18 protein-coding genes are annotated in these 22,321 nt (G+C 64.8%); 11 read left to right on the top strand and 7 right to left on the bottom strand.

What is annotated here, in order from left to right; translation table 11 throughout:
* Position 1 precedes the first annotated feature (1 nt).
* Positions 2 to 1,399: a cysteine--tRNA ligase gene (gene cysS, locus CI15_RS18105; RefSeq protein WP_062129669.1), complete on the bottom strand. Its 1,398-nt coding sequence runs from the start codon at positions 1,397 to 1,399 to the stop codon at positions 2 to 4.
* A gap of 250 nt (positions 1,400 to 1,649) precedes the next feature.
* Between cysS and CI15_RS18100 the strand changes: the two genes are divergently transcribed.
* From CI15_RS18100 to CI15_RS18085, 4 genes are all read left to right on the top strand, one after another.
* On the top strand, positions 1,650 to 2,435 hold the full coding sequence (locus tag CI15_RS18100; protein ID WP_062129668.1) for a tetratricopeptide repeat protein: 786 nt from the start codon (positions 1,650 to 1,652) through the stop codon (positions 2,433 to 2,435).
* Between the two features lie 50 nt (positions 2,436 to 2,485).
* Positions 2,486 to 3,067 (top strand): peptidylprolyl isomerase, encoded by a 582-nt coding sequence (locus CI15_RS18095; protein ID WP_062129667.1) that lies wholly within the window; start codon positions 2,486 to 2,488, stop codon positions 3,065 to 3,067.
* Positions 3,068 to 3,207: 140 nt separating this feature from the next.
* The gene (locus tag CI15_RS18090; RefSeq protein ID WP_013089755.1) at positions 3,208 to 3,702 is read left to right on the top strand and encodes a peptidylprolyl isomerase; all 495 of its coding nucleotides are present in this window, start codon (positions 3,208 to 3,210) and stop codon (positions 3,700 to 3,702) included.
* 63 nt (positions 3,703 to 3,765) lie between these two features.
* Entirely contained in the window at positions 3,766 to 4,563 is a 798-nt protein-coding gene (locus tag CI15_RS18085) for a UDP-2,3-diacylglucosamine diphosphatase (protein ID WP_062129666.1), read from the top strand.
* A 51-nt stretch (positions 4,564 to 4,614) separates the two neighbouring features.
* Here the strand turns inward: CI15_RS18085 and cysE are convergent, their stop codons facing one another.
* Positions 4,615 to 5,439: a serine O-acetyltransferase gene (gene cysE, locus CI15_RS18080; protein ID WP_062129665.1), complete on the bottom strand. Its 825-nt coding sequence runs from the start codon at positions 5,437 to 5,439 to the stop codon at positions 4,615 to 4,617.
* A 257-nt stretch (positions 5,440 to 5,696) separates the two neighbouring features.
* The gene (locus CI15_RS18075) at positions 5,697 to 6,527 is read right to left on the bottom strand and encodes an RNA methyltransferase (protein ID WP_062129664.1); all 831 of its coding nucleotides are present in this window, start codon (positions 6,525 to 6,527) and stop codon (positions 5,697 to 5,699) included.
* 345 nt (positions 6,528 to 6,872) lie between these two features.
* Between CI15_RS18075 and CI15_RS18070 the strand changes: the two genes are divergently transcribed.
* From CI15_RS18070 to CI15_RS18055, 4 genes are all read left to right on the top strand, one after another.
* On the top strand, positions 6,873 to 7,676 hold the full coding sequence (locus CI15_RS18070; RefSeq protein WP_062129663.1) for an inositol monophosphatase family protein: 804 nt from the start codon (positions 6,873 to 6,875) through the stop codon (positions 7,674 to 7,676).
* A 211-nt stretch (positions 7,677 to 7,887) separates the two neighbouring features.
* Entirely contained in the window at positions 7,888 to 9,186 is a 1,299-nt protein-coding gene (lplT, locus tag CI15_RS18065; protein WP_062129662.1) for a lysophospholipid transporter LplT, read from the top strand.
* Between the two features lie 208 nt (positions 9,187 to 9,394).
* Entirely contained in the window at positions 9,395 to 12,082 is a 2,688-nt protein-coding gene (mutS, locus tag CI15_RS18060; protein WP_062129661.1) for a DNA mismatch repair protein MutS, read from the top strand.
* Positions 12,069 to 13,445 (top strand): hypothetical protein, encoded by a 1,377-nt coding sequence (locus CI15_RS18055; protein ID WP_174543240.1) that lies wholly within the window; start codon positions 12,069 to 12,071, stop codon positions 13,443 to 13,445. Before mutS ends, CI15_RS18055 begins: the two co-directional genes overlap by 14 nt.
* Here CI15_RS18055 and CI15_RS18050 read toward each other — a convergent pair.
* On the bottom strand, positions 13,425 to 13,964 hold the full coding sequence (locus CI15_RS18050) for an FKBP-type peptidyl-prolyl cis-trans isomerase (protein ID WP_062129659.1): 540 nt from the start codon (positions 13,962 to 13,964) through the stop codon (positions 13,425 to 13,427). The two genes, CI15_RS18055 and CI15_RS18050, sit on opposite strands and share 21 nt — an antisense overlap.
* Positions 13,965 to 13,996: 32 nt before the next feature.
* Here CI15_RS18050 and CI15_RS18045 point away from each other — a divergent pair, with 32 nt between their 5' ends.
* Both CI15_RS18045 and CI15_RS37725 read left to right on the top strand, forming a co-directional pair.
* Complete coding sequence (locus tag CI15_RS18045) at positions 13,997 to 15,250, top strand: cupin domain-containing protein (RefSeq protein ID WP_062129658.1); 1,254 nt, start codon at positions 13,997 to 13,999, stop codon at positions 15,248 to 15,250.
* Between the two features lie 232 nt (positions 15,251 to 15,482).
* A complete protein-coding gene (locus tag CI15_RS37725) occupies positions 15,483 to 15,761 on the top strand; it encodes a hypothetical protein (RefSeq protein WP_075643718.1) in 279 nt (92 codons plus the stop codon).
* Positions 15,762 to 15,981: 220 nt separating this feature from the next.
* Here CI15_RS37725 and CI15_RS18035 read toward each other — a convergent pair whose 3' ends face one another.
* The 3 genes from CI15_RS18035 to CI15_RS18025 form a co-directional block, all read right to left on the bottom strand.
* Positions 15,982 to 18,243, bottom strand: coding sequence for a DNA repair helicase YoaA (locus tag CI15_RS18035; protein ID WP_062129656.1), 2,262 nt, complete (start codon positions 18,241 to 18,243; stop codon positions 15,982 to 15,984).
* 63 nt (positions 18,244 to 18,306) lie between these two features.
* Positions 18,307 to 18,525 carry a DUF465 domain-containing protein gene (locus CI15_RS18030; protein ID WP_013089766.1) on the bottom strand — a complete coding sequence of 73 codons (219 nt, stop codon included), beginning with the start codon at positions 18,523 to 18,525 and terminating at the stop codon, positions 18,307 to 18,309.
* 148 nt (positions 18,526 to 18,673) lie between these two features.
* Complete coding sequence (locus tag CI15_RS18025) at positions 18,674 to 19,621, bottom strand: coiled-coil domain-containing protein (RefSeq protein ID WP_062129905.1); 948 nt, start codon at positions 19,619 to 19,621, stop codon at positions 18,674 to 18,676.
* Positions 19,622 to 19,952: 331 nt separating this feature from the next.
* On the opposite strand from CI15_RS18025, the gene CI15_RS18020 reads away from it, so the two are divergent.
* Positions 19,953 to 22,304, top strand: coding sequence for a Tex family protein (locus tag CI15_RS18020; RefSeq protein WP_062129655.1), 2,352 nt, complete (start codon positions 19,953 to 19,955; stop codon positions 22,302 to 22,304).
* Positions 22,305 to 22,321 lie beyond the last annotated feature (17 nt).

The raw sequence follows: 22,321 nt of genomic DNA, 5'->3' as shown, positions 1-22,321 counted from the left end.
CTCACACGCGCCGCCACTCGGTCAACCCGCCGGGTTTGTCTTCAAGGGCAACGCCGGCATCGAGCAATTCCGCCCGGATCCGGTCTGCTGCCGCATAGTCCTTGGCCTGCTTGGCGGCGATGCGCGCTGCGATCTTCGCTTCAATCGCGGCGGGCTCGAGCGCGCCTTCGGCTGCAGCACCCGCTGCCTGCTGCAGATATGCACGTGGCTCGCGTCCCAGCAGCCCGAGCACGGCGCCAAGCGCGCGCAATTGACGGGCCAGCGCAGGGTCGCGCGTGCGGTTCACTTCGGTGGCCAGTTCGAACAGCACCGACACGGCCACCGGCGTGTTGAAGTCGTCGTTCATCGCCGCCCGAAAACGCTGCGCGTGCGCTTCGTTCCAGTCGAGCGCGGCGCTATCGGGCGTGACATCTTTCAATGCGGTATACAAACGCCCGAGTGCATTGCGCGCGTCGTCGATATGCACGTCACTGTAGTTCAGCGGCGAGCGGTAATGCGCGCGCGCGATGAAGAAACGCACCACCTCTGCATCGTACTGCGCGAGCACTTCGCGAATCGTAAAAAAATTGTTCAACGACTTCGACATCTTCTCATTGTCGATCTGTACGTAGCCGTTGTGCATCCAGTAATTGACGAATGTTTGTCCGGTCGCGGCCTCACTTTGCGCGATCTCGTTTTCGTGGTGCGGAAACTGCAGGTCCTGGCCGCCGCCATGAATGTCAAACTGTTCACCGAGCAGCGTGCAGCCCATCGCTGAGCATTCGATATGCCAGCCGGGGCGACCGCGTCCGTACTTCGAATCCCAGCCGGTGTCGGCCGGCTCCTCGGGCTTCGACTGCTTCCACAGCACGAAGTCGAGCGGATCCTGCTTGGCGTCGTTGGCCGCGACGCGTTCGCCCGCGCGCAGGTCTTCGAGCGACTTGCCCGACAGCTTGCCGTAGCCTTCGAATTTGCGAACCGCGTAGTTGACGTCGCCGTCGCTCGCCTGATAGGCGTAGCCGTTGTTCTCGAGCGCCTCGATCATGCCGAGCATTTGCGGAATGAAGTCGGTCGCACGCGGCTCGATATCCGGACGCGCGATGCCGAGCGCGTCCGCGTCTTCATGCAGCGCGGCGATGAAGCGATCCGTCAGCGATTTGATGGTTTCCCCGTTCTCGACCGCGCGCTTGATGATCTTGTCGTCGATATCGGTAATGTTGCGCACGTAGGTCACGTTGTAACCGAGCGTGCGCAGCCAGCGCTGCACGATATCGAACACGACCATCACCCGCGCATGACCGACGTGACAATAGTCGTACACGGTCATCCCGCAGACGTACATCCGCACGACCCCTTCGCGCAGCGGCACGAATGTTTGTTTGTCACGCGCGAGCGTGTTGTAGATGCGCAGAGAATCCATAGAGAACGGTGCGTGAGCCGAAAGAAGTCCGCATTGTGCTTCAGGCGCGCCGCGACCCGCGAAACCAACAGGACTACGGGTGCGTCGCATACAGCTGAAACCGGCGCACCGCGTGCGGCGATCAGGCTGCAGACGAGGCTGCGAACCAGGCGGAGACGGCCACGAGTGGCGAAAAGACAGTCGACGGTTCGACGGAACGCGCAGACCTTTTGTTAGAATGGCTCGGAGTATAACATCCAGACCTGAGCCTATGAAACACTCCAGCGGCCGCGCGCGCAGCGCTGCGACCCTCGCCGCGACTGCGTTTGGCGGCGTTCTCGGCAGCGTCACTTTCGAAGCGGCGCGCACTATTGCGTGGCGCGTCACCGTGGTCGCCGCGCTTGCCGTCGTGCCGGTCGCGAGCGTCTATGCACAGAAGGCCGCGGCGATGCCGCAAGGCCCGGCCGTGCGTGATAACACGCCCGAAATCGACGCGTCGATCGCGCAGAAAAACTGGCAGGTCGCGCTGACCCAACTCGATGCGCATATCGCCACGAATCCGCGCGACGCGCAGGCGAAGTTCAAACGCGCGAACGTGCTCACGCATCTGAATCGCGACGACGATGCCATCGCCGCTTTCACCGAACTCACCCAGCTTTATCCCGAGTTGCCCGAGCCGTACAACAACCTCGCGACGCTGCTGGCACGCCAAGGCCGCCTCGCCGAAGCACGCGCCGCGCTGGAGACGGCCACCCAGGTCAACCCGAACTACAGCCTCGCGTTCGAGAATCTCGGCGACCTCTATCTGCGTCTCGCCGATGCCTCGTATCGTCGCGCGCAAAGCCTCGGCAGGGCAACCCCGAGGACCGCGCAGCGTCTCGCGGACATCCAGAAAATCGTGTCGCCGGCGAAGCCCGCTGCCGCCGCCTCGGCACCCGCCGCGCAGCCCGAGCCCGTCGCGCACCCCACGTCGAACATCATTGACAGCCCGAGCTTCCAGTTCGGCGGCCCGAACGGCTCGCTCGCGATGCCGCCGTACATGGCGCCGTCGCGCTGAGCGCCGAGCTCATCACCCGCCGCACGTTTTCTCCAACCCCGAGGATTTTCATGAAATGGTTGATGTTGGCGCTCGGCAGCGCCGCCCTGATCGCAAACGCACCCGCCTTTGCGCAGTCCGGTTCGCTGGCCGCTCATCCGTCCGTGCTGTTCAAAACGTCGGAGGGTGACATCCGCGTCGAGTTGTATCCCGAGAAAGCGCCAAAGACGGTCGCGAATTTCCTCGACTATGTGAAAGCCGGCCAATATAGCGGCACGATCTTTCATCGTGTCATTCCGGGCTTCATGATTCAGGGTGGCGGCTATACGCAGAGCTTCGTCGAGAAGCCGACGCGCGCGCCGATTCCGCTCGAGAGCCGCACCGGTCTGAAGAACACCACGGGCACGATCGCGATGGCGCGCGCCGGGGACCCGAATTCGGCCACCGCGCAGTTCTTCATCAACACGGTGGACAATGCCAATCTCGACTACCCGAATCCGGACGGCAACGGCTATGCGGTGTTCGGCAAGGTCACGAGCGGCATGGACGTCGTGAAGCGCATCGAAGCCAAGCCGACCACCACGCGCGGCGCGATGAGCGATGTGCCGCAAAAGCCGATCGTGATCGAGTCGGCGACGGTGGTGAGCAAATAACAACGAACCAGCGAGCCGAACGAGCGAGCAAACCCGCGCGGCCGCAGCCCGGAGCGCAACCTACGCCCCGGCGCGGCCTGTCGTCAGTGCATGACGACGCGCCGCGCCTTTTATCCACCTGAACATCCAAGGATTCCATCATGGTTGAACTGCATACGAACCACGGCGTCATCAAACTCGAACTGAACGCCGAAAAGGCGCCGAAGTCGGTCGAGAACTTCCTGAACTACGTGAAGGCCGGCCACTACGACAACACGGTGTTTCACCGCGTGATCGACGGCTTCATGATCCAGGGCGGCGGCTTCGAACCCGGCATGAAGCAGAAGCCGACGGCCGAGCCGATCACCAACGAAGCGAACAACGGCCTGAAGAACGAGAACGGCTCGATCGCCATGGCGCGTACCAACGACCCGCATTCGGCGACCGCGCAATTCTTCATCAACGTGAACGACAACGACTTCCTGAACCACTCGTCGCCGACGCCGCAAGGCTGGGGCTACGCGGTGTTCGGCAAGGTCGTCGAAGGCATGGACGTGGTCGAGAAGATCAAGAAGGTCAAGACCGGCTCGAAGGGTTTCCATCAGGACGTTCCGGTCGATGACGTCGTGATCGAGAAGGCTGTCGTCGTCGGCTAAGCCGTGAGTGAGTCGCGCCTCATGCGGGCGTCGACTCGTTTGAACTGACATCAGGCACCTTCAATGCTGCAAGAGACGCCGCTGCGAAGCGTCGCCGCGGGCGTGCCTGGCGAGGGCCAACGCCCGCACGCCGCGCGCCCTTTTTTCTTCCTCTCCGATCTGCATCTGAGCGAGGCGATTCCGCGCACGGTCGCCGCGTTCGAGCATTTCATCCGCGTGAACGCCGAAGCGGCCGATTCGGTGTTCATCCTCGGCGATCTGTTCGAGTACTGGGTCGGCGATGACATGCTCGCCGAGCCGTTCGTCGCGCGCATCGCGGCGTTGCTGCACACGCTGTCCGAGCGCGGCATCGCGCTCTACATCATGCACGGCAATCGCGACTTTCTGCTGGGCAAGCGCTTCATGAAGGCGGCCGGGGCGATCTGGTTGCCGGACCCGTTCGTGATCACCGCGTTCGGCACGCGCATCGCGCTCGCGCATGGCGATGGTCTGTGCACCGCGGATCGCGGCTATCAGCTGTTCAGGCGGTTCGCGCGCAATCGACTCGCGCAGACGCTGTTTCTCGCGTGGCCGTTTCGCTGGCGCCGCAAGCTCGCCGAAAACATGCGTTCGAAAGGCGAGCATGGCCGCACGCGGCCCATATCGATCAAGTACAACGTGACCCCGCAAGGTGTCGCCGCGCTGTTCAAAACATCGAAGACGGCGACGATCATTCACGGGCATACGCATCTACCCGCGCGGCATCGCGAGCCCGGTGGCACGCGTTGGGTTCTCCCCGACTGGGATCTCGACCACGGCGAGCACCGTGGCGGTTATCTGAAGATCGACGCGGACGGGATTCGGGCTTTGCCGCTCGATTGACGCAGTGGGGCGCGGCACGGCTCACGCGTTGCGCTGCCGTCGCGCCGAGACCTAGCGTTCGGCCGCCACCCCTTCCACCTTCCCGGCGATCGCCGCCGACAACCGCCGCAAATCGAGCAACGCGGCATCGGCGCCCTGGAGCCCTTCGAGGCTCGTGCCGAGCCGTTCGAGCGCATCGACGATTTCATCGATACGCCGCGCCTGCGTCGCCGCATGATCGATCAGGCCGTGAATCGCGAGCGACACCGGATCGTCGGCATTGGGCGTGATGCCGTACGCGCAGAATGCGCTGACGTCGCTACCACGCTTCGTCTGGTTCGACGCGGCCTGCGCACCACTCGCGGCGGCGACGACCGACGCCGCCGGCACGATGATCCGAGCCGGATTGCCGACCGCCGTGCCGCGCGCGGGCACCGGCTTCGTCACGACCGCGTTCGAGCCGATTTTTGCGTCCGCGCCGACCGTGAAGCCGCCGAGCACCTTCGCGCCCGCCCCCACGATCACGCCACGCTCGAGCGTCGGATGCCGCTTCGCGCCACGCGTGAGCGACGTGCCGCCAAGCGTCACGCCCTGGTAGATCGTGCAGTCGTCGCCGATTTGCGCAGTCTCGCCGATCACGACGCCCATGCCGTGATCGATGAACACGCGCCGCCCGAGCGTCGCGCCGGGATGGATCTCGATACCTGTCATGAAGCGCGCCATCTGCGAGACGAAACGCGCGAGCCAGCGGCGCTTCGCGCGCCAGCACGCATGCGCGAGCCGATGCAGCACGAGCGCGTGCAGCCCGGGATAACACGTGAGCACTTCCCATGCGCTGCGGGCGGCGGGATCGCGCTCGCGGATCGTGGCGATATCTTCGCGAAGTCTCGTGAACATGGCAGGGACTGTGTTGTGGGAGGAGAAAAAACCGTCTGCGTGCGCGGAGCCGCGCCGCGTGTTTCTGCGAGCTTCCACCTTGCGCGCCACGCATGACGGCAACGCCGCCGCTTAGCACGGCGGCGGCTTTGCTTCTGACGTTTCGTGGATTGTAGGGCGATTGCGCAAAAGCTGCCGGAAGCCCCCGTCGCCTGCAAGGTTGTCGTCAGACGAAGGCGGCGCATCAGCTGCGCCGCACCGGACTGGTCGATGGACCGTCAGTCGTTGCGCTTCGTCTTGAGCAAGATGTGCTTGGCGATGCCGCGCACGATGTTGACCTCCTCGCGCTCGAGCCCCGAGCGCGCGAAGAGACGTCGCAGCCGTGACATCAGCTTCTTCGGATTGGCCGGATCGAGAAACTCGAGCGCGACCAGCGCGCTTTCGAGATGCACGAACATGCTCTCGATCTCGTCGCTGGCAGCCATCTGTGCGCGCGTGCCGGCCGATTCGGCCGGCGCCGCGCCGGCTCCCGCGGCTGGCACGCCATCGGTCGCTTCAGCTGCGCCGAGATAGGCGGTGCGCAGTTCGTAGGCGAGCACCTGCACGGCCTGCGCGAGGTTGAGCGAGCTGTAGGCGGGATTGGCCGGAATGTGCGCGATCGCGCTGCATCGCTCGACATCATCGTTCGACAGACCCGTGCGCTCGTTGCCGAACACCAGCGCGATCTCGCCGTGCACCGCCTCTTCCTGCGCGGCGGCGGCCGCCGCGCGCGGCGTCCATTGCGGCGGACCGTATTCGCGCAGCCGCGCGGTCAGCGCAATCGACCAGTGCACGCCGGTCAGGGCATCGGCGAGCGTTGGCACCACGTGCGCGGAGGCGAGCACGTCGTCGGCGCCGCTCGCCATTGCGATCGCCTCGGGGTCGTTCTGCACGTTCGGCACGCGCGGCGACACGAGCACGAGCCGTGAAAAGCCCATGGTTTTCAGCGCGCGCGCCGCGGCGCCGACATTGCCCGGATGGCTGGGCTCGACGAGCACGAAGCGCGTCGACGTGAAGCCACCGCGCAATTCAGCCACGGCGGGGTCGGAAGAATGGTGGGTGTGATCCACGATGAAACTCGCCTGTCCAGGAACTCAAGACGCGTATGGTAGCGCCAACGGGCGCCGCTGCCGAATCGAGGAGAGGCGCAGGCACAGGCGCGAGCACCTGCGCGGGCGCGCCCGGACTCAGGTAAAATACCGCTCTTCGCGTCCGGCGCCGGCATTTGCCCGAGGCTTCTGCCGAACCGGCCGCACCGTTCTTATTCAATTCGTCTCCGTCGACGGAATGCGCTCCGCTGTGATATCCGGGGCGGCGTTCCGTGCTATTTTTGCGTCGTTGCGGCGCCCGTCAGCGCAGGTTTCGCGCTTATTTACCAGCCGGCAGCCGTGCTGCCCCGGCACAAGGATCAGTTTATGCATCCCATGCTCAATATCGCTGTGAAGGCCGCCCGCCGCGCAGCGCAGATCATCAATCGCGCATCGCTCGATCTCGACCTGATCCAGGTCAGCAAGAAGCAGCACAACGATTTCGTCACGGAGGTCGACAAAGCGTCTGAAGCGGCGATCATCGATACGCTGAAGACCGCCTATCCCGATCACGCCATCCTCGCCGAAGAATCGGGCAAGTCGGACCACGATTCCGAATATCAGTGGATCATCGATCCGCTCGACGGCACCACCAACTTCATCCACGGCTTCCCGTACTACTGCGTGTCGATCGCGCTCGCGCACAAGGGCGTCATCACGCAGGCCGTCGTCTACGATCCGAACCACAACGACCTGTTCACCGCTTCGCGCGGCCGCGGTGCGTTCCTCAACGATCGCCGCCTGCGCGTCGCCAAACGTGACCGCCTCGCCGACTGCCTGATCGGCACGGGTTTCCCGTTCCGCGACCAGGACAACCTCGAAGCGTACGGCCGCCAGTTCGCCGAGATGACCGAAGCCTGCGCGGGCCTGCGCCGCCCCGGCGCCGCCGCGCTCGATCTGGCCTACGTCGCGGCCGGCCGCATGGACGGCTTCTTCGAGCAGGGCCTGAGCCCATGGGACGTCGCGGCGGGCAGCCTGCTGATCACCGAAGCCGGCGGTCTGGTCGGCAACTACACCGGTGATTCGGATTTCCTCCACGTCGGCGAAATCGTCGCGGGCAATCCGAAGGTCTACGCGCAGATGATTCCGATTTTGTCGCGCTACAGCCGCACGCGTCAGCAGTCGGCTTGAGGTGCGCCGCCGCGGCCAGTTCGCGGCAACGCGTAACGGTTGGACAGAAAAGCGGCTTCGGCCGCTTTTTTGTTGACGGCGCTGCAGTTCGCGAGGCTTCGTGCTACAACGCTGGGAATGACGGCAGCAGGACTCCGCCAGGACCGCTCCCTGCTTCACGCTGCCTTGACCTGTCGGACTCCCGCCCCGCGCGCGGTCTCTTCCCTGCCTCATGAAAAAAGGCTTCCACACCATCATCGCGGCGCAGTTCGTTTCGTCGCTGGCTGACAATGCGCTGTTGATCGCAGCAATCGCTCTGCTTTCCGTGATTCGGTCGGCCGCGTGGGTCACGCCGCTGCTGCAGATATTCTTCACGATCTCGTACGTGCTGCTCGCGCCGTTCGTCGGCGCGTTCGCCGATGCGCTGCAAAAGCGCCACGTGATGTTCATCTCCAACGCGCTGAAGGCAAGCGGTTGCCTGATGATGATCCTCGGCGTTCACCCCATGATTGCTTACGGCGTGGTGGGCTTCGGCGCGGCCGCGTATTCGCCCGCCAAGTACGGCATCCTCACCGAGCTGCTGCCCGCCGAAAAGCTCGTGCAGGCGAACGCATGGCTCGAATCGGCGACGGTGCTCTCGACGATCGTCGGCACGATGCTGGGCGGTGCGTTGATCAGCACTGTGGTCGGGCATTTCGTCACGCGCGTGCATGTACCGCTGATCCGCTCCGCCGCCGACCTCGCCATGAGCGCGGTGATGCTCACCTATGCGATCGCCGCTGTGATCAACGTCTTCATTCCGGATACCGGAGCGCGCTATCCGAACCGGCTGACCGAGCCAAAGAAACTGGTCGGCGATTTCCATCACTGCTTCCGCGTGCTGTGGGCCGACAAGCTCGCGCAGATCGCGCTGTGGGTAACCACGCTGATGTGGGGCGCCGCCGTGACGATGCAGTTGCTGGTGCTCAAATGGGCGAACATGAACCTCGGGCTGTCGCTGTCGAAGGCGGCCGTGATGCAGGGGGTGACCGGCTTGGGCATCGCGATCGGCGCGGCGGGCGCGGCCGCGCTGATTCCGCTGCGCAAATCGCTGAAGGTGTTGCCGGTCGGCGTGCTGACGGGCCTGGTGGCGATCGCGATGGCCTTCTACAACAAGGACCTGTTCCCGCCGGGCGCCGGCCTGCGCTTCGGCACGCACGTCGCGCCCTACTACATCCTGCTCGCTTACCCGCTGATGATCGTGCTCGGCGCATTGTCCGGCTTTTTCATCGTGCCGATGAACGCGATCCTGCAGCATCGCGGCGCGACCCTGCTGTCGGCCGGCCACTCGATCGCCGTGCAGAATTTCAACCAGAATCTCGCCGTGCTGCTGATGCTCGGCGTGTACGCGATGCTGCTCACCGCGAAAATGCCGGCGCAGTGGATCATCGTCGTGTTCGGCAGCTTCATCACGCTGCTGATGTGGCTCGCGAAACGCCGCAGCGCCGCGAACGAACGCAGGGTGGACCTGCGGGCGATGATCGAGGAATAAATGCATCACAGTGCTCCGGTAATGACAGCACGAGGCGCGGCTCGACAGGTCTGACGTGCCGCTGCGGCGCGATACGCGGGCCGCGATCGGTTCAATCATGCTGCCATACGGTTTTTGTATGGGGCATCGTCCGTTCGGCCAGGGTCCGCTCGCCGCGCCGGCGGGTTAAACTCACGCCCTGAGCATCTACCGCAAGAAGACACGAAGGATGGGCATTCAAACCGCAGCGGCCAACGACGTCGCACAACACACGCCGATGATGCAGCAGTACCTGCGCATCAAGGCAGAGCATCCGGGCACGCTGGTGTTCTACCGGATGGGCGACTTCTACGAACTCTTTTTCGACGACGCGGAAAAAGCCGCGCGCCTGCTGGATCTGACGCTCACGCAGCGCGGCGCGTCGGCGGGCAATCCGATCAAGATGGCCGGGGTGCCACATCACGCGGTCGAACAGTATCTGGCCAAGCTCGTGAAGCTCGGCGAATCGGTCGCGATCTGCGAACAGATCGGCGACCCGGCCACCTCGAAAGGCCCGGTCGAGCGCAAAGTAATGCGCGTGGTCACACCGGGCACGCTGACCGACGCCGCGCTGCTGTCCGACAAGAGCGACGTCTATCTGCTCGCGCTGTGCGTCGCGCACAATCGCCGGGGTGTCGCGACGAGCGTCGGTCTCGCGTGGCTGAACCTCGCAAGCGGCGCGCTGCGCCTCGCCGAAGTCGCGCCCGATCAGGTCGCCGCCGCTCTGGAGCGCATCCGTCCCGCCGAAATTCTGGTCGCCGATGCCACCGCGGATTCGACCAGTTGGACTCCTCCCGTCAACGCCAGCGCGCTCACGCGCGTGCCGGGCTGGCACTTCGATATCACATCGGGCACGAAACGCCTGTGCGATCAGCTCGAAGTCGCGAGCCTCGACGGCTTCGGCGCGCATTCGCTCAGCTGCGCTTGCGGCGCGGCCGGCGCGTTGCTGCTGTACGCAGCGTCCACGCAAGGCCAGCAGTTGCGTCACGTGCGCAGCCTGAAGGTCGAATACGAATCCGAATACATCGGCCTCGATCCGGCCACGCGTCGCAACCTCGAACTCACGGAGACGCTGCGCGGAACCGAATCGCCGACCCTTTGCTCGCTGCTCGACACCTGCTGCACGACGATGGGCAGCCGCCTGCTGCGTCACTGGCTGCATCATCCGCCGCGCGATTCGGCGGTGGCGCAGACGCGTCAACAGGCCATCGGTGCGCTGCTCGACGCGCCGCCGGGCGCCGATCTCGATACCCTGCGCCAGGCGTTGCGACAGATTTCGGACATCGAACGCATCACCGGACGTCTCGCGCTGCTGTCGGCGCGGCCGCGCGATCTGTCGAGCCTGCGCGATACCTTCATCGCGCTGCCCGCGTTGCGCGCGCAGCTCACTGACATTGCATCGAACGCGGATTCGCTCGCGCGCATCGACGCGGCGCTCGAACCGCCGGCAGCGTGCGTCGATCTGCTGAAGCTCGCGGTCGCGCAGGAGCCGGCCGCGATGGTGCGCGACGGCGGCGTCATCGCGCGTGGATATGACGCCGAGCTCGACGAACTGCGCGATATTTCGGAGAACTGCGGACAGTTCCTGATCGACCTCGAAACACGCGAACGCGCACGCACCGGCATCAACAATCTGCGTGTCGAATACAACAAGGTGCACGGCTTCTATATCGAAGTCACGCGCGGCCAGACCGACAAGGTGCCCGACGACTATCGCCGCCGCCAAACGCTGAAGAACGCCGAGCGCTATATCACGCCTGAGCTGAAGACTTTCGAGGACAAGGCGCTGTCCGCGCAGGAACGCGCACTCGCGCGCGAACGCGCGCTATACGACGCGTTGCTGCAATCGTTGCTGCCGTTTATTCCCGACTGTCAGCGCGTCGCGTCGGCGCTCGCCGAACTCGATCTGCTGGCCGCGTTCGGCGAACGCGCACGTGCGCTCGACTGGGTCGCGCCGACGTTCTCGGCAGACGCCGGTATCGACATCGAGCAAGGTCGTCATCCGGTCGTCGAGGCACAGGTCGAGCAGTTCATCGCCAACGACTGCACGCTCGCGACCGAGCGCAAGCTGCTGCTGATCACCGGTCCGAACATGGGCGGTAAGTCGACCTTCATGCGCCAGACCGCGCTGATCGCGCTGCTCGCGTACGTGGGCAGCTACGTGCCGGCGCGGCGCGCGGCCTTCGGGCCGCTCGACCGCATCTTCACCCGCATCGGCGCAGCCGACGACCTCGCCGGCGGCCGCTCGACCTTCATGGTCGAGATGACCGAAGCCGCCGCGATCCTCAACGACGCAACCCCGCAAAGTCTCGTGTTGATGGACGAGATCGGCCGCGGCACGTCGACGTTCGACGGCCTCGCGCTCGCGTGGGCGATCGCGCGTCATCTGCTCGCGCACAACGGTTGCTACACGCTGTTCGCGACGCACTACTTCGAGCTGACGCAACTGCCCGCGGAGTTTCCGCACGCGGCCAACGTGCATCTGTCGGCGGTCGAGCATGGGCACGGCATCGTGTTCCTGCACGCGGTCGACGAAGGGCCGGCCAACCAGAGCTACGGTCTGCAGGTCGCGCAGCTTGCCGGCGTGCCGAACGCGGTGATCCGCGCGGCGCGCAAGCATCTCGCGCATCTGGAGCAGCAATCGGCCGCGCAGCCCGCGCCGCAACTCGATCTGTTTGCCGCGCCGGCGCCGATGCTCGTCGAAGACGCGGACGACGACAACGAATTCGATGCCAACGCGGCACCCGCGTCGCCCGCGATGCAGACCCTCGTCGAGCGCTTGCGCGGCATCGACCCGAACGATCTGCGGCCGCGCGAAGCACTCGATCTGCTGTACGAACTGCATGAACTGGCCGTTGCGCCGGATGCGAACCACTGACACACCGAGGCGCCCGCCGCGCCCGCGGGAAGTTCTCGCGGCGTTGCTCCACGCGCTCGCGGCAGCGTGCGTGTGGAGCGCGCCGGCGCACGCCGAAGCCTCGCGCTTCGCGTTCGCAGTGATCTCCGACACGATGCACAGCCCCGCCGACGAAGCCGCCACGCAACGGCTGCTCGAAGCGATCGGCCGCGAGCGCGAGGTGCGCTTCATCGTTTACGACGGCAATCTGAAGGGGTCGAAGGAAGCTTGCCGCGACGCGCTGTTCGAGCGTCGCCACGCCCTGCTCGACAGTTCGCGAACCGCGCTCTTCTTCATCCCGGGTCAGCACGACTGGGTCGATTGCGGCACGGTCGAAGCCGGCGGCTTCGATCCGGTCGAGCGGCTGGATCAACTGCGGCAAACGCTGTTCGCCGATCCGACATCGATGGGGCAGAACCCGATCGCGTTGACCCGCGAAAGCGAAGTGTCGCGCTTTCGTCCGTACCGCGAAAACGTACGCTGGATGGCGAACGACAAAGGCGGCGACATCGTCTTCATCGGCCTGAACGCGCCGGGCCCGAACAATCACTATCTGAGCGCGGGCGGCCGCAACGGCGAGTTCGAGGATCGCGTGATCGCCAACGCATTCTGGCTCGAACACGCGGCCGAATACGCGAAGCGCCGGAACGCACGCGCGATCGTCGTGTTCATTCAGGGTGATTTCGACCCGGAACGCTACGAGCGGCCCGAGCGGTTCGCGTGGCTACACTTCGCGCGCAGCTCGCGCCGCGACGGCTTTCTCGAATTCAAGCGCAGTCTCGTCAAGCTCGCGCAGATTTTTCCCGGACCTGTGGTCGTTGTTCATGCCGACGACGAACGAGCGGCAGGCGGCTTCGTCATCGATCAGCCGCTACGCAACGACAAGGGCATGGTCGTGACGAATCTCACGCGCATCGCATTCGCGCCGCGTGATCGTCTTAACCAATGGATTCAGATTGAAGCGGATTTCGGCCGGAAGCCGCCGTTCAGGGTCAGCGTGCGCGACGTGCCCAGGCAGATGCCGCTGCCCGCCACGCCGCCAGTCTTGCCGCCCGTAACGCCGCGCGACGAAACAGGCGCGTCGATGCCGGGTGCGCCGGAGATGCCGAATGTGGAAGGTTTTGGGCCGGCGTCGGAAGCGCCGCCAGTATTACAGACGCCAGGCGAGCCGCAGAACCAGCAGCCGCGGATCCCGTCCGACCAGGGTGGCGGCGACTACGGGCCCGCGATCTCGATGCCGCCGGGGTCGATCCTGCCGGCGTCACCTGTGTTGCCGGCATCGGTGCCGTCCGCCCCCGCGACGACACCGCGCATGCCCGCAAGCTCAGTGCAGGGTCGGTTTTGAGTTGTCTTCGTCCTCGTCCTCATCGTCGTCGAGGATTTCGAGGCCGTCCGCGCCGTGCGCGTGCTCGTGTTCGATTTCGTCTTCAGTAGCCGGACGCACGTCTTTCACGGTCAAGGCGAAACGCAGCGCCATGCCGGCGAGCGGATGATTGCCGTCGAGCACAACCTTGTCTTCCGCGACGTCGGTCACCACGTACACCAGCGCATCGATTTCCTCGTCGCCATCTTCCGGCGTGCCTTCGAACTGCATGCCGACTTCCAACGGTTCCGGGAAGCGATCGCGCGGCTCGATCTTCACGAGCTCCGGATCGTACTCACCGAACGCGTCTTGCGGTTCGAGCTGGATCTGGGTCTCGAAGCCGGCCTCGTGGCCGTCGAGCTCTTCCTCGATCTTGGGGAACGTGCCATCATAGCCGCCGTGCAGATAGACCATCGGCTCTTCGCTTTCCTCGATCAGATTGCCTTGCGCATCCGACAGCTTGTAAGCGACCGACACGACGGTGTTCTTTGCGATTTTCATTCGATTCTCCAGAATACAACTCACATTATACGATGCCCAGGCGGCCCACTCACCTCCCGGCCGATGCAGCTTCGGCACGCAATTCATCGTCTGCTGCAAAGCCGGCCACGCAGCCCGTTGTTCCGCCCTCGCCCGACCTTCCGACCGCACTGCTCGGCCAGTTGAGCCCGTCGCAATTCATGCGCCGCTACTGGCAGAAAAAGCCGCTGCTGATCCGTCAGGCGATCCCCGAGATCGAAGCGCCGCTGTCGCGCGACGAGCTGTTCGAGCTGGCCGATCAGGACGACGTCGAAGCCAGGTTGATCACGCATTTCCGCAACAAATGGCAGCTGGAGCAAGGCCCTTTCGCGCCCGACGAACTGCCCGCCGTCAAGCAGCGCGCATGGACGCTGCTCGTCCAGGGCGTGGACCTGCACGACGACCGCGCGCGCGCTTTGCTCGACCGTTTCCGTTTCGTGCCGGACGCGCGCCTCGACGACCTGATGATCTCGTATGCGAGCGATGGCGGCGGCGTCGGCCCGCACTTCGATTCCTACGATGTGTTTCTTTTGCAAGTAAAAGGCAAGCGCCGCTGGCGCATCAGCGCGCAGAAAGATCTGACCTTGCAGCCCGGCTTGCCGTTGAAAGTTTTACAGCACTTCGAGCCTGAGGAGGAGTGGGTGCTCGAGCCCGGCGACATGCTGTACCTGCCGCCGCACATCGCGCACGACGGCATCGCCGAGGGCGAATGCATGACCTGCTCGATCGGCTTTCGCGCGCCGTCGGAGGCCGAACTGACCGCGCAGTTCCTTTACCACCTTGCCGAGCGCGGCGAGGCTATGGGCAAGGCCGGCGCGCTTTATCGCGATCCGCGGCAGGCCGCCGTCGAGCGGCCCGCTGAACTACCCGCGGCGCTCGTCGAACGGGTGGGCGCGATGCTTGCTAAAGTGCGATGGAATGAGCAGGACATTGCGTCGTTCCTTGGCACGTATCTCAGTGAACCGAAGCCGAGTGTCGTCTTCGATCCGCCGCAACGGCCGCTCAACGAAGCCCGTTTCGTCGCCGCGGCGACGAAACACGGCCTGCGGCTCGACCGCAAGACTAACCTGTTGTACGAACGGCGTTTTTTCTTCGTAAATGGAGAAGAAATAGCGTGGGACGGCGCAAAAAAATGGCTGTTTGATCTCGCCAACCTGCGGTGTATGAGTGCGAAACGCTTTGTAACAACATCGCACGATTCGTCGGTGACAGCACTGCTACACGAGTGGTATTGTGCGGGCTGGATACAGGTGGGCGAGCTTGCGTAACTCTGCCCACGTGCTATACCGTACAGTGAAATTTTGTATGAGAAAGACAACGTATTGACCCCGGATTTATCGACTGTCAGTACGAAAGTGCATATAATTTCCGCCCAAGCCGTAGGGAAGATTCAAGCTCGTCAAAAGAGCATCTCCACCAGCGGCCCAGGTCGGTGTTGGAGCACATTACCGGTTTTATTTTGCGCTGTTGCTTACCTTTAAACCATAAAAGGACGTGATCATGAAGAAATCCCTCCTCGTAGCATCCCTGTTGGCAGCTGTGGCACTGGCTGCATGCAACAAGAGCAACGATCAAGCCGCTGCACCGGCTAGCGACGCTGCTGCTTCGGCACCGGCTGCTGCTGCTTCGGACGCAGGCGCTGCTGCATCGGGTGCTGCTGCTGCTGCGAGCGACGCTGCTGCTTCGGCTTCGGCTGCTGCTTCGGACGCTGGCGCTGCCGCTTCGGACGCAGGCGCTGCTGCTTCGGCTGCAGCTCCGGCTTCGGGCGCAAGCCAGTAAGCTGTCGCGTAGGGTTCGCCTCTGGGCGAAAACTGCTTCGGGAAGTCGTTATGACTTCCCGAAACGGTCAGGCAAAACGCCACGGATTCATCTCCGTGGCGTTTTGCTTTTTGGCGCGCGATTTATCGACGGTGCCAGTCCGCTAAACGTCTCGCCATCTGAAAAACAAAACGCCGCTATTTATAGCGGCGTTTATTTCCCATGCAAAACCTCAGCCGGTCTATCGGGGCGTCTCCCCCGGCAACGTGCTCTCTTCGAAGAATTCGCGCACCACGTCGATTTCGCGGGTGCGCTTGAACGGCGGCAGACTCTGCCAGATGCGACGGCCATACGGCTTATCGACGAGACGCGTATCGCAGATCATCAGCACGCCGCGATCGGTCTCCGCGCGAATCAGCCGCCCCGCGCCCTGCTTCAGCGTGATCACGGCCTGCGGCAGCTGATGCACGGCGAACGGGCTCAAGCCCTTCTTCGTCAGCGCATCGAGCCGCGCAGCCAGCACGGGATCGTCTGGCGGCGCAAACGGCAGCTTGTCGATCACGACCAGCGATAGCGCGTCGCCACGCACGTCGACGCCTTCCCAAAAGCTCTGACTGCCGACCAGAATCGCATTGCCGTACGCGCGAAAGCGGTCGAGCAATTCGGTGCGGCTCGCGTCACCTTGCACGAGCAGCGGATAGTCCCAGCCGCGCGCCTCGATCGCGTCGCGCAGCTTCGTCGAAATACGGTCCACCGCACGCAGCGTCGTGCACAACATGAAGACGCCGCCGCCCGATGCTTCGATGGCGGGCAACGCGGCATCGAACACGGCGTCGGTGAACATCGGCGATGACGGCTGCGGCAGATTGCGCGGCACATACAGCAGCCCCTGCGACGGATAGTCGAACGGGCTCGGCAAGGTCATCGAACGCTTCGAGTTCAGGCCCATTTGCGCCGCATAGTGCGTGAAGTCGCCGCGCACCGACAACGTCGCCGATGTGAAGATCCACGCCCGCGGCACGCCGGCGCGCTGCTTCGCGAAAATCGGCGCGACCGACAACGGCGTTTCGTGCAGCTGCACCGTGTGCGAGAACACCTCGATCCAGCGCACCTTTTCGTTCGGATCGGCTCGCTCGGCGCGGTCGCCCTCGCCTGCGGCAACCGCATTGCGTTCGGTGCTCGTGGGCGGCGTGGTCCAGCCGCTCAGCACGTCCTGCAACTCGCGCGCGCGACGCAGACACGCGCCCAGCGACTCGGCGCGCTCGGCCTGCCCCGCCAGCGCCGAGGCCAGCGCGTCGAGTTCGGCTTCGAGCGTCTCGAGCGCGGCGAACAGCGGGTGATCGTCCGGCAACTGGCCGATCGACAGACGCACCGAGTCTTCCTTGAACGCGAGCCGCACGTCGCGCGCCGCGCGCTCGAGCGTCGCGCCGAGCTTGACCCAGTCGATCGCATCGCGGGCGTGGCCGAGCCCCTCGGCCACCGAATCGCGCGCGAGTTCGAGAAATTGCGCGGTCGATAGCGTCTCGCCGAAGAACAGCGTCGCGGTTTCGGGCAACTGATGCGCTTCGTCGAAGATGACCGTGTTCGCGGTCGGCAGCAGCTCCGCCATGCCGGTATCGCGCAGCATGATGTCGGCGAAAAACAGATGGTGGTTGACCACCACGATATCGGCCTGTTGCGCTTCGCGGCGCGCCTGCATCACGAAGCAGTCCTTGTAGTGCGGACACTCCTGGCCGAGACAGTTGTCGCGCGTCGACGTGACCATCGACCACACCTGCGCGGTCTCCGGCACGCTCGCGAGTTCGGCCTTGTCGCCGGTGCGCGTGATCTTCGCGAAGCGCACGATGTCCTGCAGATACGAGGTTTCCTGGCGCGACGGCAGACGGCCGTTGTCGGCGGTGCGTTGCAGGTAGTAGTGGCACAGGTAGTTCGCGCGCCCCTTCAGCATCGCGACCGACACCGGGACCGCGAGCGCGTCGCGCACGGTCGGAATGTCGCGCTGGAACAGCTGATCCTGCAGATGCTTGGTGCCGGTGGAGACGATCACCTTGCCGCCCCACAGCATGGCCGGCACGAGGTACGCATAGGTCTTGCCGGTGCCGGTACCCGCTTCGACGATCAGCGTGTTCTCACCGGCTTCCACGCTATCCGTGTCGGCGCCGTTTTCGGTCGACACCGAGGCGGCATCCGGGCTCGCCTGCTGCAGTCGCCGCGCCGGGCGCTTCTGCGTTTCGAACATCGCGGGCTCGGGCATCGCGCGGCCCGACGCTTCCATCGCCGCGGCGACCGCGCGCGCCATCTCGATCTGCGACGCACGCGGCCGATAGCCGTCGATCTGCCGCGCGAGCAGACCGCTGTCGGCGAAGATTTCTTCGAGCTCGCTCGCGCGTCGCCCACTCAGCGACACACCCGGCACCGGCGCTGCCGCGCGCGGCGCGACAGCGTCGGAGGCAGATGCGTTGCCCGGCGCAGCCGGGGATGAAGTGTCATGCGGTGAATTCAAGGCAAGCGTTCCTGCTAAGTCCGGCTCGCGCGGTGCGCGCCCGGCGCCTGCCAGGCCGCGAACTCAGGCGCGCGCGTCCGGTTCGAGCTGCAATTGCAGCAAGATGATGGTGTCCTTGACTTTGAGTTTGCGCTTTTTCAGGCGCTGCAACTCGAAGTCGTCGATGCCGGGTTCATCCGACATCCGGTCGATCAAGCGGTCGAGTCCACTATGCTCCGATTCCAGTTGCAGAATGCGGTCGCGAAGTGTGTTTGCGTCGATGACGTGATGACGATCGCGCATGCTCGCCTCCTCTGGTCGGCGGCACGAACCGCGTGCGCGCGGTCCGATGCCTGAGGTTGCTGTCCGGCTCAAAACGCATTACTGCGACTACGGCGGCCCAGGGCTTGGCCGCCACGGCTCACTCTACGGCACGGCCCCTACAGCACACTTACTGCTGCTCCTGCTGCTGTTTTTGCTGCTCTTCCTGTTGCTGCTGCTTCAACGCGTCCTGACGCTTCTGCTCGGCCTTCTCGGCGGCCTGCTTCTGACGCGCTTCGACGTCGAGCTTATGCTGCGCGGCGTCGGCCTGCTTGCGCTCGAAATTCTCCTGCTTCTGCTGGCGTTCCGTGGCCTTTTGCGCGCCCTGCTGGCGCGCTTCCTCCAACTGGCGCTGGTAATCGCTCTGCTTCTGGTCGTTGGCCTGCTGATTGGCCGCCGCCTGCGCCGGCGCCACGCCATGTTGCGCCTGATCGAGCGCGTGCTGACGCTGCTTTCCCTCGTACGCCTGCGCGTTGGCTGCGCGCTGCGGCGCCTCGGCGTTGCGCTGTGCCTGATCGAGCGCGTGCTGACGCTGCTTTTCCTCGTACGCCTGCGCGTTGGCTGTGCGCTGCGGCGCCTCGGCGTTGCGCTGCGCCTGATCGAGCGCGTGCTGACGCTGCTTTTCCTGGTACGCCTGCTCGTTGCGCGCGTCTTCAGCGGCACGTTGCGGCGCTTCCGCCTCGTTCTGCGCGCGCCGTAGCGCCGTGCGCTCGTCGCGCTCGCGGGCGCGCTGCACGCGCTGCTCGGCGTCGAGCGCAAGCTGTTCCTTGCGGATGTCTGCCTGCACGGTGCGCATCGCGTCGCGCGCGCGGTTCAGACAATGATTGACGAAGAAGCGGCTGTAGCAGTTGTGCTGCGCGACCGCGAATTGATAGTTGTTGTCGTCGGTGCGCTGATTGAGCACCTGTTGCCGGTCCTCGAACGATTTGTCCAGCGCGGCTGCTTCACTCGCGCTTTGGGGACTGTCGGCGCTCGCGTCAGCTTGCGGGCCCGATGCCGCGACCGGCGCCGTGCCTTGCGGGAGCGCCGCGCTCTGCGCCAGCGCCAACACCGGCATGGCGAGCGCGGTGGCGATCACGCACGACGCCCCGACCAACGCGAGCGAAGGACCGAACGAACGCGAGGAAGAACGCGACGAAACCAGCGGCAATTGAGACGGGCCCCGGGACGAGCCCGGCAGCGAACCTGACGTTATCGAAGAGACCAGACGGTTGAGGAACAAGGAGATTGGCAACGTCGTAGAAGGTCAACGGAACATGCCCGAAATTCTAACACCGCGCGGTTGAGCCCTTTGGCATTTATGGCAAAATGCCCCGCTCTAGCAACCTGGTCGCGGCGCCCGCCCGGCCTGTCCCGAATTGCCGCCCGCACGCGGCCCATCACTGAGTCCGCAGGAACACCAAGACCTTATGACGGAAACCGTAGCACTCAAGATCGTCCAGCGCATCGCCACTGAACTCTCTGTCCAGCCTCGCCAGGTCGCGGCCGCGGTGGGACTTCTCGACGAAGGCGCGACCGTTCCGTTCATCGCCCGCTACCGCAAGGAAGTGACCGGCAATCTCGACGACACGCAACTGCGTAACCTCGAGGAACGCCTGCTGTATTTGCGCGAGCTCGAAGACCGGCGCGCGGCGATCATCGCGAGCATCGACGAACAGGGCAAGCTCACCGACGAGCTGCGCGGCGCGATCGAAGCCGCCGACAGCAAACAGGTGCTGGAAGACCTCTATCTGCCGTACAAGCCGAAGCGCCGCACGCGCGCGCAGATCGCGCGTGAAGCCGGTTTGCAGCCGCTCGCCGACGCGCTGCTCGGCAATCCGCTGCTCGATCCGCAGACCGAAGCCGCCGCCTACGTGGACGCGGAGAAAGGCGTCGCCGATGTGAAGGCCGCCCTCGACGGCGCGCGCGACATCCTCTCCGAACAGTTCGGCGAAACGGCCGATCTGCTCGGCAAATTGCGCGACTACCTGTTCAACCAGGGCGTGGTGTCGTCGAAGGTCGTGGAAGGCAAGGAAACCGCGGAAGAAGAAAAATTCCGCGACTACTACGACTACGCCGAAACGATCCGCACGGTACCGTCGCATCGCGCGCTCGCGCTGTTCCGCGGCCGCAATGCCGGCGTGCTGATGATCAAGCTCGGTCTCGGCGAAGAGCTCGACGCGCAGGTGCCGCATCCGGGCGAAGCACTGATCGCGCGTCACTTCGCCATCGCCAATCAGAACCGTCCCGCCGACAAATGGCTCTCCGACGTATGCCGCTGGTGCTGGCGCGTGAAGGTGCAGCCGCACCTCGAAAACGAGCTGCTGACCAATCTGCGCGACGAAGCCGAACACGAGGCGATCCGCGTGTTCGCACGCAATCTGAAGGACCTGCTGCTCGCGGCGCCCGCCGGCCCGAAGGCCGTGATCGGTCTCGATCCGGGCTTGCGCACCGGCGTGAAGGTGGCGGTGGTCGACCGCACCGGCAAGGTGCTCGCGACCGACACGATCTACCCGCACGAGCCGCGCCGCGACTGGGACGGCTCGCTCGCGAAGCTCGCGCGAATCGCCGCGCAGACTCAGGCCGAACTGATCAGCATCGGCAACGGCACCGCGTCGCGTGAGACGGACAAGCTTGCGAGCGAACTGATCGCGCGTCATCCGGAGTTGAAGCTGCAGAAGATCGTCGTGTCCGAAGCAGGCGCGTCCGTGTACTCGGCGTCCGAACTCGCCGCGAAGGAATTCCCCGACATGGACGTGTCGTTGCGCGGCGCGGTGTCGATCGCGCGACGTCTGCAGGACCCGCTCGCCGAGCTCGTGAAGATCGAGCCGAAGGCGATCGGCGTGGGACAGTATCAGCACGACGTGAACCAGCGCGAACTCGCGCGCTCGCTCGATGCGGTCGTCGAAGACTGTGTGAACGCGGTCGGCGTCGATGCGAACACCGCGTCGGTCGCGCTGCTCGCGCGCGTCTCGGGACTCAATGCGACGCTCGCGCGCAACATCGTCGACTATCGCGATGCGAACGGGCCGTTCCCGTCGCGCGAACATCTGCGCAAGGTGCCGCGCCTCGGCGACAAGACCTTCGAGCTGGCGGCTGGTTTCCTGCGCATCAACAACGGCGAGAATCCGCTCGACCGTTCCTCGGTGCACCCGGAAGCGTATCCGGTCGTGCAGCGCATCCTCGCGAAGATCAGCAAGCAGGTCGGCGAAGTACTCGGTAATCGCGATGCGTTGCGCGGACTGTCGCCCACCGAATTCGTCGACGAACGCTTCGGTCTGCCAACCGTGCGCGACATCCTCGGCGAGCTCGAAAAGCCAGGCCGCGATCCGCGTCCCGAGTTCAAGACGGCGACGTTCCGCGAAGGTGTCGAGAAGGTCAGCGACCTGATCCCCGGCATGGTGCTCGAAGGCGTCGTGACGAACGTCGCGGCATTTGGCGCGTTCATCGACGTCGGCGTGCATCAGGACGGTCTCGTGCACGTGTCGGCGATGTCGACGAAGTTCGTGAAGGACCCGCATGAGGTCGTGAAGGCCGGCCAGATCGTCAAGGTCAAGGTGCTCGAAGTCGACGTGAAGCGCCAGCGTATTGCACTGACGATGCGCCTGGACGACGAACCCGGCGCGACGGCCGCGCGCAGCGGCGGCGGTGCGCCGCAGGAGCGCGGCTCGGGGGCCAACTCGAATCGCGGCGGCGCGGGACGTGGCGCGCCGCAACGTTCGCGCGATCCGGAGCCGGGTGGCGCGATGGCGGCCGCGTTCGCGAAGCTCAAGCAGAAGTAAGCGACTGACGCACGCGT

The sequence above is a fragment of the Paraburkholderia monticola genome (genome assembly GCF_001580545.1).
GTDB lineage: Bacteria > Pseudomonadota > Gammaproteobacteria > Burkholderiales > Burkholderiaceae > Paraburkholderia > Paraburkholderia monticola.
The sequence above is the reverse complement of the archived record's forward strand: the minus strand, read 5'-3'. Positions and strand labels throughout refer to the sequence as shown.

Excerpts from the sequence above, each read along its gene's own strand:
- CI15_RS18100 (WP_062129668.1), top strand. The coding sequence starts at position 1,650 with ATGAAACACTCCAGCGGCCGCGCGCGCAGCGCTGCGACCCTCGCCGCG.
- CI15_RS18090 (WP_013089755.1), top strand. The coding sequence starts at position 3,208 with ATGGTTGAACTGCATACGAACCACGGCGTCATCAAACTCGAACTGAAC.
- CI15_RS18055 (WP_174543240.1), top strand. The coding sequence starts at position 12,069 with ATGCGAACCACTGACACACCGAGGCGCCCGCCGCGCCCGCGGGAAGTT.
- CI15_RS18045 (WP_062129658.1), top strand. The coding sequence starts at position 13,997 with ATGCCCAGGCGGCCCACTCACCTCCCGGCCGATGCAGCTTCGGCACGC.
- CI15_RS18095 (WP_062129667.1), top strand. The coding sequence starts at position 2,486 with ATGAAATGGTTGATGTTGGCGCTCGGCAGCGCCGCCCTGATCGCAAAC.
- CI15_RS18030 (WP_013089766.1), bottom strand. The coding sequence starts at position 18,525 with ATGCGCGATCGTCATCACGTCATCGACGCAAACACACTTCGCGACCGC.
- CI15_RS18070 (WP_062129663.1), top strand. The coding sequence starts at position 6,873 with ATGCATCCCATGCTCAATATCGCTGTGAAGGCCGCCCGCCGCGCAGCG.
- cysE (WP_062129665.1), bottom strand. The coding sequence starts at position 5,439 with ATGTTCACGAGACTTCGCGAAGATATCGCCACGATCCGCGAGCGCGAT.
- lplT (WP_062129662.1), top strand. The coding sequence starts at position 7,888 with ATGAAAAAAGGCTTCCACACCATCATCGCGGCGCAGTTCGTTTCGTCG.
- CI15_RS18050 (WP_062129659.1), bottom strand. The coding sequence starts at position 13,964 with ATGAAAATCGCAAAGAACACCGTCGTGTCGGTCGCTTACAAGCTGTCG.
- cysS (WP_062129669.1), bottom strand. The coding sequence starts at position 1,399 with ATGGATTCTCTGCGCATCTACAACACGCTCGCGCGTGACAAACAAACA.
- mutS (WP_062129661.1), top strand. The coding sequence starts at position 9,395 with ATGGGCATTCAAACCGCAGCGGCCAACGACGTCGCACAACACACGCCG.
- CI15_RS37725 (WP_075643718.1), top strand. The coding sequence starts at position 15,483 with ATGAAGAAATCCCTCCTCGTAGCATCCCTGTTGGCAGCTGTGGCACTG.
- CI15_RS18020 (WP_062129655.1), top strand. The coding sequence starts at position 19,953 with ATGACGGAAACCGTAGCACTCAAGATCGTCCAGCGCATCGCCACTGAA.
- CI15_RS18085 (WP_062129666.1), top strand. The coding sequence starts at position 3,766 with ATGCTGCAAGAGACGCCGCTGCGAAGCGTCGCCGCGGGCGTGCCTGGC.